Here is a 12,721-nt window from a genome sequence, read left to right as displayed (position 1 = left end):
TAATGAAAGAGCTTCACGAGGATATACGCCTTGAAGCTGTTCAGAAATCTAAACGTATTTGTATCCTAACGGAGGATATGTTTGGTCCAATAAAAAATGGTGGTATTGGAACGGCTTACTTTCATTTGGCTATTTTTCTGCAGAGATCTGGTCACAAAGTCACCATCTGTTTCGTTAATGGTTTAGCAAAAAATCCTGTGAAAATGAAAATCACAAAAAAATTTTTTGCAAAACTCAATGTTGAATTTCATGGTGTTGCACCGCAAGCGCTAGCCAAAACGACAATGGCTCGTACTATGGCAATGCCCTATGCAGCCTATGAATGGCTCAAGCGAAATGATCGCTTTGATATTGTCCATGTTTCAGAATGGCGTGGAATGGGTTATATAGCGTTACTTGCCAAGAGTCTTGGTATTGCATTCCAAGATATACATTTTGCTGTTAAAGGTTCTTCCCCAACACTCTGGTCTGCTGAAGGTAATCAACAATTCCTTAAAGAGGAACGGCAATTGGGGTGGGTATTTATGGAGCGCAGAAGTGCCGAGATGGCAGATACTCTGATCTGTGGAAGTCAGCATTTAGTCTGCTGGATGGAAAATAATAAATACCGCCTGCCTGAGCGCAGCTACTATTGGCCAAATGTATTTTTGGATGATCTATTACCTGATAATGAAGCCATAAAAAATAGTAATTTAGAGACAAAAGAATGGGTGTTTTTTGGGCGGCTTGAGCCTCGCAAGGGGGTCATTCTTTTTGTGAATGCATTAAACACTCTTGCTAAAAGAGGGGTTAGATTACCATCGATTACTTTTTTGGGTGGACACTCTTATCGATTTGATGCGCGAAAATTCATAGAGGAAAACCAGAAGCATTGGAGTACAGAAGTCTCATTTATAAGTGATTGTAATGCTATACAGGCTGTAGAGTATTTGAGTGGAGAAGGACGTTTGGCTGTGATCCCAGCTTTGTTAGAAAATTCCCCGATTTCTGTCTACGAATGCCTTGCAACTAAAGTACCATTTATTGCTGCTGATACTGGTGGTACTCGAGAGTTACTTGATGACGAAAATGGAAAAAAAATCCTCTTCAAGCCAAATCATATTGCTTTAGCGAGAAAGTTAGAATTACATGCAAAGAAACTGCCTGCGCCGGGTATAAAACACCAGAGGCTTAAGAAGTCGTTAGATGTATGGAATAAATGGCATGGCCAAGAGCATTCAATTATTAAAAACGCCCGATCTTCCAATAGACATGATCCCTTAGTTTCTATATGCGTAACTCATTTTGAGCGTCCAGACTTTCTCTATCAAGCGTTAAAAAGCATTGAAGATCAGACTTATAAGAACATAGAAGTTATTGTGGTTGATGATGGTAGTCATTCACAAGAAGCGCTACACGCGCTGGAAATTATAGAAAGTCACTATCAGAAGAAGGGCTGGCAGTTTGTATACCAGGAAAACCGATATGTAGGGGCTGCTAGAAATACTGCAGCACAAAATGCAAGCGGAGATTATCTACTTTTTTTTGACGATGACAATGTCATGATGCCGGAAATGGTAGATAAGTTGGTTTGCGCGGCAACTTTTGCAGATATTGATTGCCTGACCTGTAGCTCTATCCGATTCAGCGGCAAGGGGGCACCTAATACTCCAGAAGGTAAGCTTGGAACTCAAATTCGTTTTATGGGGCCAGCTAGAGCTTGGGCAACGAAAGTAAATATAGTCGGTGATGCGACGTGTCTGATAAAAGCTACTAAGTTTAGAGATCACGGAGGTTATACAGAGAGATATAGAACAGGTAAGGATGATATTGAATTCTATAGCAAGCTAATTTTAGCAAAGGAAAGTGTATCCTATTATCCTGATCCTTTATATTACTATCGCACCGGTGACAATTCTATGAAATCCAGAAATCACCTTCAAGAAGAAGGAGATTTCAGGCAAATAAGTCCTTACCTTGAAGGGCTCGACTCGGAAGAGAAAAGTCTCCTACTACTAAGAAAACAGCAAAAAGAAGCGAAAAAAAATAAAGGGGGAAAATATAAGCCAGGGTTTTTAAAGCGAACGATTCGAAGGCTGCGTAAATTCGCTAGGGTGAAAGTTTGAAAGTAGTTAAGTACATTGAAAGTGCTAGTGAAACACGCTTCCCCCTTATTTGTATCTTCCGAGATGAATTGGATATTCTCCCAGCTTTTCTTGACCATTACCGGTCTTTAGGTGTGACATGTTTCCATTTGGTGGATACGGGAAGTAGCGATAACTCGGTAAGCTATCTACTGAAGCAGAATGATGTCCAGCTATACGAAGTTGATTGTGGCTACCCCCAGGCAAACGCAGGTGTAGATTGGGTTAACCGAATTGCCCGGAACTATTGCCAGGGAAAATGGACTCTTGTGGTTGATGCTGATGAGTTTCTCTGGTTACCTGAAATTTCAGGTAAAACTTCCCTGAAAGTTATGACTCAGCTTATGCAGGGTGAATTAGCTTTTGCTCTATATACTCCACTAATAGATTTCTTTAGCGACAACCTTCAAGGGAATACATATGACATAAGAAATCTTTCCGAGTTAATGGAATCAACGCCTAACTATGTATCTTATAAAAACTTTAAGAAAAAAAGCATATTAGCTTTTCCTTTTTTTGAAATTCGCTCCAAAGCCAGAGCGCAAATATCTGGTATTTCTGATTACTTTGTTAAATCCTATAAAATTCCGCTGGTTTATTGGCGGACGGGTTTTCAATATTTACGTTCAACCCACTCATGTACGCCGGTTCCTCTCAGTAAAAATTGCGCTCATCTTCTCCATTTCAAATTCCGGTCCGGCTTTCAGCAAAGGCTTAGTCGGGAATTGCAGAACCCTGACCGGATGAATGCTGATGTATATCGCATTTCCAAGGCCATCATTAAAAATCAGATAACTATCCCTCAATACACATCGGATCTGCGCAAGATAGATGGATTCGGGGAAAGCGATTGGCTAACAAAGATGGATTTTGATACTGATTGGCAGAATGAAAATAAGTCCAAAAGCCACTATTTCGAACTGCTCACACAGCAAAAGATAGCCTCGGAGAGCTTTCTCGCCGATAACTTAAACCGTATAACCAAGTCTTTTAGTTGGCGACTGAGCCGGCCTTTACGCAGATTTCTGTTTCATCGGGGCATATTGCGACACGATCACTATCCAGAAAGGCTCGACCAGGATCATCCATTAGTGGATCAGACGATTGCCATCTATGAGTCATTTTGGTGGCTGGTTACGGGAATCTTTAGACTGCCTGTCGCAATCTATCGCGCCATTCTCTGGCATAAGCTGGGAGGACGTCGCCGGACCAGGTAGGGCTTTATACAAAAAAGGCCGGGGAGGTTTGTCCCCGGCCTTTTGTTTGCATCTCAGTTTGTGCCTGAGGTTAGTGTACCCAGTGGTGGCGTTCCATCTTCTCCTGTACCGCTTCTGCCGTAGGAGCGGGCATAGCACTGATAGGCAGGCGTTCGTGGAAGAATGCCAAGCGTTCGCCAGCCCCTACTTCGTTCATGGTTTCCGCCTCAAACATACGGCCATTAATTACCGTGTAGGTAATGTTCTCTGATAGGCGCAGGTTATCCAAGGGGTTGCCGTCAACCACGATCAGGTCAGCCAGCTTACCAGCTTCAATGCTGCCGATATCACCGTCCATACCCAAGTAGCGGGCACCATCGATAGTACCGGCACGGAAGGCTTCCCAAGGAGTAAAACCGCCCTGCTCCATCATCCACATCTCCCAGTGGGCTCCAAGTCCTTCGCGCTGGCCGTGGGCGCCGATATGTACGGTGACACCTTCGTCACGCAGCTGCTTGGCCTGACGGGCCACATTAAAGTGGTTGTAGTGGGCATCCGGCGCAGTCGGGCGACGGATAGAGCGGGGGTTAACGATAAAGTCCGGAGTAAAGCGGGTCAGGCGCTCGTTCTTCCATACCTCAGTGCGGTCATACCAGTACTCCTCACCCCAGAGACCGCCGTAGGCCACGACAAAGGTCGGTGTATAACCCACTTGGGTTTGGCTCCACAGTTGCTCCACATCGCCGTAGACATTGGCGATCGGCAGTGAGTGCTCGATACCGGTGTGCCCGTCCACAATCATGTTCATATTGTGCTGGTACTTACCGCCGCCCTCGGGCACTACCATAATGCCGGCTTCGCGGGCTGCCTGCAGCACTTGCTGGCGCTGGTCGCGGCGGGGCTGGTTGTAGCTCTTCACCGAAATGGCGCCCATTTCCTTGAGGCGGTTCACGTGGAACTGAGCGTCCTCAAGGGAGTTGATCTTGGCTTTGTAGCCTGGACCCTTGGCGCCATAGAGGATGGTGCCGGTGGAGAAAATACGCGGCCCAGTAATCAGGCCGGCCTTTTGCATTTCTGCGGCGGAGAAGATTTCGCTGCTGTCATTGGAGGGGTCGTGAATAGTAGTCACTCCAAATGCCAGGCTGGAGAACAGGTTCCAGTTCTGCTGCGGGATAATTTCTTCGCGACCCTGAGCACCGTGGGCATGAGCGTCAATCAGCCCCGGTAAAACGGTTTTGCCGGTGATATCGATACGCTTCGCTTCGGTGGGAATCTCCACTTCCGCAGCGGGTCCAACCGCGACAATACGGTTGCCCCGGAACAGAACCACACCATTGTCGATAATTTCACGGGTGTTTTCCGCATCGCGCATAGTGACAACCTTGCCGCCAGTGAGGGCAACGAGACCTGCGCGATTGTCGAAGGACTGTTCAAAGCTCAGGTCGATGCCTTCAGAAACTGGCCCTGGCAGTTCCACCGGAGCGCCGGCGATAAATTCGAAGGCGTCCTTCAGTTCACGCTCGAACAGTTTGGGGCCGTGTGCCCAGCCCAAAGTATCGCTATCGGCAGACCAATGCAGGTTTTCACCGGCGCGCTTGGATACCTGGGTGACTTTGACCGCTTTGCTATCGGGGCCGATAACCTCGGATTTGCCGGTATGCATAAAGGGCGCGACAAAGGCTTTGAAGTCCTGGGTGAAGGCAACCCACTTGCCGTCCGGAGACAGGCGGAAGGAAGTAATCTCAGCGCCGTGCAGGTGCTCGCGCTCATCCTTGCCTTCCAGGTTGGTGCTTTTCAGCACGCGCTTGCCGCCGTCAGCGTTTTGGTACTCGGAGAAGTAGATACGATCTTCGCTGGCGCCGAAATGAGGCTCATAGCCGGACTTTACGACCCGGCGTTGCCAGTCGCCGTCGGCGTCTGCCAGGTAAATGCCCGGTTCCAGGGAGTACTCAGGGCTGAGCAGATAGCCACCGGTAAAGCGACGGTAGGCCACTGCGTCACCACTTGGAGAAAAGCTTGGTTCAACGTATAGGCCCGGCTGCTTGGTGATGTTTTTACCGCGACCGTTGCGAGCGGAAACTACCCTCACATGGCCCAGGTTTTGGTCGTCCCAAGAGACATAGGTGATCTCGCGTCCATCGCGGGACCAGCTGGGATAGAACTCAAAGTGGTCGTCCTGGCGGGTCAGACGACGGCGCTCACCACTGGCGATATCCTGAATATAAATCTTGCCCAATGCCTGGAAAGCGACCTGCTTGCCGTTGGGGGATTTCTGCGCCCAGCGGATCATCTTCACATCGAAGGTTTCCGGCGCTACGTCTACCGGGAAGCGCACCGCATCTGCTACCTGTTTCTCAACTTTCACATGGGCCGCAATCGGTGCGACGCTGTCGCCGTTGATGGAGATGCGCAGGAATTTACCGCCAGTCCAAACGACCAATGACTCACCATCGGGCATCCAGTCGTATTGAACGTAGTTGCCATGGGGGCCAAAGATTTCCTGCAGGTCGCGTTCGAGGCCGGAGTAAACCGGTGTTTCCAGTCCTGTGTCCAAATCTTTCAGGAACAGGGAGGTCTGGTTGTCCTGGCGGCGAATAAAGGCCAGTTTACTGCCATCCGGGGATGGTACAGGTGCCACTGCGCCACCGGGACCGGAGACAAAGGTCTCCTCTTCACCATCCTGGAGGTCATAGCGGTTGATGGCAAAAATTTCCTGGGTGGAGTTTTTGTTGTACTTCCACACGGTGCCGGGGGTGGTATCGATGGAGTAATAGACATAGCGTCCATCTGGAGAGAAAGCTGGATCGGCAATATTTTTCTGGGCGATATCGCCACCGATGCGCTCTTTCAGTTGGCGACCTTCACCCCCACCGTAGTGGTACATCCAGATTTCACCGGCGGGGATACTGCGGCCAGACATAAAGCCTTTACGCGCTACCAGGTACTGGCCATCGGGGCTCCAGTTGGGTGAGTGCAGCAAGTTTTCCTTCTCTGTCGTGAGCTGGCGAAGGTTGTCGCCATTGCGATCCATCAACCAGATGTTGTCGGCGCCGTCACGGTCGCTGATAAACACGATGGTCTTGCCATCCGGGCTGAAGCGCGGCTGCATATTCCAGGCGATTTCATTGGTCAGGGCTACCGCCTCGCCGCCTGCTACCGGCACTGTGTAGATATCGCCGAGCATATCGAACAGGATAGTTTTGCCATCTGGGCTGATATCCAGGTTGCTCCAGGTGGTCTCGCGGGTGTCCAACTGGATCGGTTTGAATTCGTAGGGTGGCTTGTTGATATCCCAGGATTGGGCTTCCGCCTTTTCTACTTCCTTGTCTTTGGTAGCTTCGAGAGCGCTTTCGGCTTCTGCCACAGCACCCATCGGCAGGGTCAGTGCCAGGACAGCCAGAGCCAACAAATGGCGGCGCGGCTTGTTCTGCTTGGTGGTGTTCATTGAAATATCCCTCCGCCCGATTCTGTGTTTGGCGGCTATATTTGTTTTGTTGGGTTGAGTAACCGGTTGATTTCACAGGGGGTAAATTACCGGGATCAAAGCGGCGCAGCAATCTTAATGCGTTGAATACCAGGGCCCCGGGGCGAACTGTTGTTCACTTGAGTAAACCGGGTCTAGTGGCCACAATGCACTCAAATCTTGTAGACGATTGGAATATCGACCCGTTATGACTATCGATGTTGTGATTTTGGCCGCCGGAAAAGGCACCCGCATGCACTCTGACCTGCCTAAAGTGCTGCATCCTATTGGCGGTATTCCCATGCTTGAGCGGGTAATTGATACCGCCATGTTGTTGGGAGAGGTACAGATTACCGTGGTAATCGGGCATGGCGCAGACCTGATACGTGACCGCTTTGCTGATCGTGGTGTCAGGTTTGTGGAGCAGGAACAGCAATTGGGTACCGGGCATGCCGTGGCCCAGGCGGTGCCCTATTTCCGCGAGGGAGCCACCGTTTTGGTGCTCTATGGCGATGTGCCTCTGGTCAGGGCCGGCAGTTTGCAATCACTGCTATCGGCAGCGGATCACGGACCCGCCCTGCTGTCAGTTGAAATGGCCAATCCCGCCGGTTACGGGCGCATTGTGAGGGATAACAGCGGCTGTGTGCAGTCGATCGTAGAGGAAAAGGATGCCGATGCGGACACCCTGGCTATCCGTGAGGTCAATACCGGCATTTTGGCGACTCCTGGAGCTCTGTTGGCTCGCTGGTTACCGGAGTTGTCCTGTGATAATGCTCAAGGTGAATACTACCTGACCGATATTATCGGTCGTTCGGTCAGTGAGGGGATTCCTGTAACGGGCGTAATTGCCAGTGATCCACTGGAAGTGGCGGGAGTAAATAGCCGTGCGCAGCAGGCGCAGATGGAGCGCGCTTTGCAGCATAACCATGCGACCAGCCTTATGAATGCGGGGGTGACTTTATTGGACCCCATGCGTATAGATGTTCGCGGCAGCCTGGAGTGCGATACCGATGTCTCTATCGATATCAACTGCATTTTCGAAGGGACAGTTTCACTGGGTAAGGGGGTACAAATTGGACCCAATTGCCTGCTAAAAAACTGTCGCCTGGCAGATGGCACCAAAGTAGAGGCCAATTCCATCATCGAAGGCGCTGAGATTGGTGAGGCTTGCACTATCGGTCCCTTTGCACGTTTGCGTCCGGGCACAGAGCTGGCCACCGGTGCCAAGGTCGGTAACTTTGTCGAAACCAAAAAAGCCAAAATTGGTGAGGGCAGTAAGGTTAATCATCTCTCTTATGTCGGTGATGCCCTGGTGGGCGAAGCGGTCAATATCGGTGCTGGCACCATTACCTGTAATTACGACGGTGTGAACAAGTCCCTAACCGAGATCGGCGATAAAGCCTTCATTGGCTCTAACACGGCTCTGGTGGCCCCGGTAACTGTGGGCGCCGGAGCCACAGTGGGTGCTGGCTCCACCATTACCCAGGCTGTGGGGAGCAAAGAGTTGGCGGTAGCACGCAGCAAGCAGCGCAATATTACCGGCTGGCAGCGCCCTTCCAAAAAAAGCTAAATAACCCTTACCGTAATTGGGTTGCCCCTCGGAAACTGTAATTCCGGCGGGCCTTCCCTCTCTACGCCTGTTGATAGCCACCCTATCCATTAAACTTGCGCTTCGGGAACAAAAGGAATGGCCCGATGCACAAGCCCAGATTACAGCTGCTTGCCAGTTTTGATATTGCCTCGCTGCAATATTTGGATGAACAGGGACAGACGACCCAAGCCCTACCGGAATTTGCCACCCCGGATACCCTGATTGCTTACTACCGCCAGATGACGCTGGCTCGTATGGTGGATGATCGCGCGGTAAAAATGCAGCGTACCGGTCAACTTGGCACCTATCCCTCCAGCCTCGGCCAGGAAGCTATTGGTGTTGGTCTCGCAGCCGCCATGGCCAAAGAGGATATCTACTGCCCCAATTACCGGGAGACAGGCGCTCTTCTGGAGCGGGGCGTCACTATTGAGGAGATCTACGCAATCTGGGGGGGCGATGAACGGGGGCAGAACTTTCGCCATAGCCGCGAAGACTTGCCCTTGAGTGTGCCTATAGCCACCCAGATGTTGCACGGTGCCGGTGTAGCCTTTGCCCTGAAATATAAACATGAGCATTTCGGTGAACCCATGCGCGTCGCTGTCTCGACCGGCGGCGATGGCTCTACTTCGCGGGGAGACTTTTACGAGGCGATAAACCTGGCTGGGGATTGGCACCTGCCTTTAGTGATCGTTATCAACAACAATCAATGGGCTATTTCCCTACCGCGAGATGAGCAAACTGCCTGTAAGACCTTGGCACAGAAGGCTATTGCCGCCGGAATACCCGGCTTGCAGGTAGACGGCAACGATGTGATTGCCGTTCGTGAGGCGGTGGCTGATGCCGTGGAGCGGGCGCGCAGTGGTGCTGGCCCAGCTCTGATCGAAGCGATCAGCTATCGCCTGTGTGACCATACCACCGCCGATGATGCCAGCCGCTACCAACCCAAAAAAGATGTCAGTGAAGCCTGGTCCCGGGAGCCTTTGCGGCGCCTGCGATCCTACCTGGAAAACTGCGGTGCCTGGGATGATGCGCAGGAAGAAGAGATGCAACGGGAGCTGACACAGAAGCTGGAGAGAGCGGTCCACATCTACCGGGAAACCCCCAGAGATGTCGCCACAGCAATATTCGACCACCTCTATGCAAAGTTGCCGGAGCCTTTTCTGGAGCAGTATCAGCAGTTGCAGGGAGATAGCTAATGGCTGAGATAACTTTGGTCGAGGCTGTCACCCAGGCTCTGGCTTACGAGATGCAAGCAGACCCGATGGTGGTTCTATTTGGTGAAGATGTTGGTCTGAACGGTGGCGTATTTCGCTCTACCGAGGGATTGCAGGCCAGGTTTGGCCGGGACCGGGTGATGGATACCCCCCTGGCCGAGACCATGATTGCCGGAATGGCTGTCGGTATGGCGGTGCAGGGCCTGCGACCGGTGGCTGAATTCCAGTTTATGGGTTTTATCTATCCCGGTCTCGATCAGATCCTCAGCCACGCTTCGCGTTATCGCAATCGCACTCGCGGCCGCCTCTCCTGTCCGATTGTCTACCGCGCCCCCTATGGAGGTGGAATCCATGCACCGGAGCATCACTCCGAGAGCACCGAGGCCCTGTTTGCCCATATTCCAGGTCTGCGCCTGGTGGTGCCCTCCTCTCCTGCGCGGGCTTACGGTTTACTATTGGCGGCAATTAGAGACCCGGACCCGGTCATTTTCCTGGAGCCCAAACGTATTTACCGAGCCGTTCGCCAGGAAGTGCCCGACACTGGCGAGGCTCTGCCACTGGATCGCGCCTTTGTGTTGCGGGAGGGCCGCGATATAACGCTTATCGCTTGGGGCGCTTCCCTCAAAGAGACCCTGCAAGCCGCAGAGCAGCTCGCAGAGGAAGGAGTAGAGGCTGAGGTTATCGACCCGGCCACCTTAAAACCTCTGGATATTCACACGGTAATAGACTCCCTGGAGAAAACCGGGCGCTGTGTCGTTGTGCACGAGGCGGCCAGGTTTTGTGGCCTGGGTGCCGAGGTGATCGCACAGATAAATGAGTATGCCTTCGATCTCTTAAAGGCACCGGTACAGAGGGTGACCGGTTTCGATACGGTGATGCCTTACTATCAACTGGAGGATGAATATCTACCCGGAGTGCCGCGTATTTTGTCGGCCGTACAGGAAGTGCTGGACTACGCCAACGGAGGGCCACAATGAAGACTTTTACCCTTCCGGATCTCGGTGAAGGTCTGCCCGATGCGGTAGTGCGGGAGTGGCATGTCAAAGAGGGAGATACCATAGCCGCCCATGAAACTCTGGTGACAGTGGAAACCGCTAAGGCCTTGGTGGAAGTGCCGGCTCCTTGGGGTGGCACTATCGAGAAGCTATTTGCGGCAGTGGATGAGACTGTGAATGTTGGCGATCCCCTGGTGGGATTTATGGCCGAGGGAGGAGTCGCAAATGAAAGCTCGCCCACTAAAGTTGAAGAATCGGAACAAGAGACTAGTCCTCGGGCCGACAGCGGCACGGTGGTGGGAAAAATAGAGCAAGGGCAAGGTGTGTTGGGGGCTGAGCGGGGGCCGGAGGTGGGCTTAAAGCGCCTGGCCACCCCGAGAGTACGGGCCTTGGCCAGGCGTTTGGGGGTAGATTTACAGTTAATATCACCAGCGGGTGCACTGGTAACGGAAGCTCAGGTACTTACTGCGGTGGGACTGGGAACAAAGGCCAAAACTGTGGCGAAGGGGCAGCATCCATCACCTGCCCGCGCTTCTGCCGTACAAACTACAGCCGTTGCACCCCAATTCGATTCTGAGTCCGAAGTCATGACGCCTGCGCGTCGCGCAATGGGTTTGTCCATGAGCCGAGCGCGGGATGAGGTAAAGCAGATAACGCTGTGTGACGATGCGGATATTTCCAACTGGTGGGGTAGTGCTCCGGCGCTGCTGCGATTGATTCGTGCAGTACAGGAAGCTTGTGAGGCGGAACCTACCCTCAATGCCCTGTATCAGGATGAAAAGCTTGCGCCACAGGGCAGTATCAATATTGGCTTGGCAGTGGACTCTCCACGAGGGCTTTATGTGCCGGTACTCAGGGATGTCGCCCAGCGTACTGATGAAGATCTGCTCCAGCAGGTGGCGGACTTTAAACACCAGGCCCGCGAGACCGGGATCGCCCAGCGAGACCTTCAGGGGGCAAGCATACTTCTCTCCAACTTCGGCTCCATAGCCGGTCGTTATGCCACTCCGGTAGTCATGCCGCCCACTGTTGCCATTGTCGGTGCCGGGCGGGTGTGCCAGGGAGTTGTGGTGGTCAATCGATGGCCGGCACTTCGCCCCCTACTCCCTCTCTCTATCAGTGCCGATCACCGGGCCGTTACCGGTGGAGAGTTGGCGCGCTTTCTTCAGGCAATGTTGGAAACTTTGTCCCTCTAACAGCCTGGTGAGTCCTATACCGGTATCTAATCAGTTGAGTAATGGTTATTGATAAAAGTTGTGGGAACTTTAGTTTCGTTTTGCTATCTTTAAGTTTCGAAACGAAACTTGTATACCTATGTCCAAACGTAACACCCAACAGCGCCGCCACGGCATTCTCCACTTGCTAAATGAAGTAGGAGAGACCAGTGTCGAGCAATTGGCGCGGCAGTTCGGAACTTCGGAAGTTACGATTCGAAAGGATCTGACGGCAATGGAAAATCACGGCTTGTTGCTGCGTCGCCACGGTGGTGCTATCCCAGTGCCGAGGGAGTTGGTCAATGAAGAAGGGCCCTCAGGGAGCAAGCGGGCCATTGGTCGAGCCGCTGCTGAACTGATACCGGATCACCATCGAATTGTGATCGATTACGGTCGCACCACGGCGGCAATGATTCCTGAGCTTGAAAGCAAGCGTGGCCTAGTGGTGATGACCAACTCGCTGCATGTGGCCAATGCACTGCGCGAACTTGAAAACGAACCGACGCTGTTGATGACCGGAGGCACCTGGGACCCACACTTTGAGGCCTTCCAAGGGCAGGTTGCAGAACAGGTACTGAGAGGATACGACTTCGATCGCGCTTTTATTGGTGCCGATGGAATCGATTTGCAGCGCGGTACCTGTACTTTTAATGAACAAATTGGCCTCTCCCGCGTAATGGCGGAAGTTGCGCGGGAAGTGGTTGTACTGGCGGAGTCCAGTAAAGTGGGGAAGCGGATTCCCAATCTGGAATTGTCCTGGGAGCAGGTCGATATCCTGGTAACTGATGATGGCCTGGCGGATGCCGTGGGCCAAAAACTGGAGCAGCTGGGTATCCAGCTCATTTGTGCCGCTGAAGACAGGAGCAGAGGCGCTCAGCCTGAAATGTTAATGGGCGGCGAGACTCCCAGGTTAATGAGGAAATAA

The 12,721-nt window shown here is 52.1% G+C and carries 8 protein-coding genes; 7 read left to right on the top strand and 1 reads right to left on the bottom strand.

Annotated features, from left to right (window positions below; genetic code table 11):
- Positions 1 to 2 precede the first annotated feature (2 nt).
- Entirely contained in the window at positions 3 to 2,105 is a 2,103-nt protein-coding gene (locus ACJJIE_RS16835) for a glycosyltransferase (protein ID WP_444892412.1), read from the top strand.
- Positions 2,102 to 3,340: a glycosyltransferase family 2 protein gene (locus ACJJIE_RS16830; RefSeq protein ID WP_444892411.1), complete on the top strand. Its 1,239-nt coding sequence runs from the start codon at positions 2,102 to 2,104 to the stop codon at positions 3,338 to 3,340. The genes ACJJIE_RS16835 and ACJJIE_RS16830 overlap by 4 nt, the downstream gene beginning before the upstream one ends.
- A 70-nt stretch (positions 3,341 to 3,410) precedes the next feature.
- Here the strand turns inward: ACJJIE_RS16830 and ACJJIE_RS16825 are convergent, their stop codons facing one another.
- A complete protein-coding gene (locus ACJJIE_RS16825; RefSeq protein ID WP_444892410.1) occupies positions 3,411 to 6,764 on the bottom strand; it encodes an amidohydrolase family protein in 3,354 nt (1,117 codons plus the stop codon).
- Between the two features lie 226 nt (positions 6,765 to 6,990).
- Here ACJJIE_RS16825 and glmU point away from each other — a divergent pair, with 226 nt between their 5' ends.
- The 5 genes from glmU (at position 6,991) to ACJJIE_RS16800 (ending at position 12,721) form a co-directional block, all read left to right on the top strand.
- Positions 6,991 to 8,352 carry a bifunctional UDP-N-acetylglucosamine diphosphorylase/glucosamine-1-phosphate N-acetyltransferase GlmU gene (glmU, locus tag ACJJIE_RS16820; protein ID WP_444892409.1) on the top strand — a complete coding sequence of 454 codons (1,362 nt, stop codon included), beginning with the start codon at positions 6,991 to 6,993 and terminating at the stop codon, positions 8,350 to 8,352.
- A gap of 125 nt (positions 8,353 to 8,477) precedes the next feature.
- On the top strand, positions 8,478 to 9,569 hold the full coding sequence (gene pdhA, locus ACJJIE_RS16815) for a pyruvate dehydrogenase (acetyl-transferring) E1 component subunit alpha (protein ID WP_444892408.1): 1,092 nt from the start codon (positions 8,478 to 8,480) through the stop codon (positions 9,567 to 9,569).
- Positions 9,569 to 10,564, top strand: a complete 996-nt coding sequence (locus ACJJIE_RS16810; protein ID WP_444892407.1) for an alpha-ketoacid dehydrogenase subunit beta — start codon at positions 9,569 to 9,571, stop codon at positions 10,562 to 10,564. The genes pdhA and ACJJIE_RS16810 overlap by 1 nt, the downstream gene beginning before the upstream one ends.
- The gene (locus tag ACJJIE_RS16805; RefSeq protein ID WP_444892406.1) at positions 10,561 to 11,778 is read left to right on the top strand and encodes a dihydrolipoamide acetyltransferase family protein; all 1,218 of its coding nucleotides are present in this window, start codon (positions 10,561 to 10,563) and stop codon (positions 11,776 to 11,778) included. Before ACJJIE_RS16810 ends, ACJJIE_RS16805 begins: the two co-directional genes overlap by 4 nt.
- Before the next feature lie 118 nt (positions 11,779 to 11,896).
- Positions 11,897 to 12,721, top strand: coding sequence for a DeoR/GlpR family DNA-binding transcription regulator (locus tag ACJJIE_RS16800; RefSeq protein WP_282930591.1), 825 nt, complete (start codon positions 11,897 to 11,899; stop codon positions 12,719 to 12,721).

The sequence above is a fragment of the Microbulbifer maximicatervae (SeqCode) genome (assembly GCF_052467325.1).
Note: the sequence above shows the minus strand (reverse complement) of the source record. Positions and strands in the feature narration are given on the sequence as shown.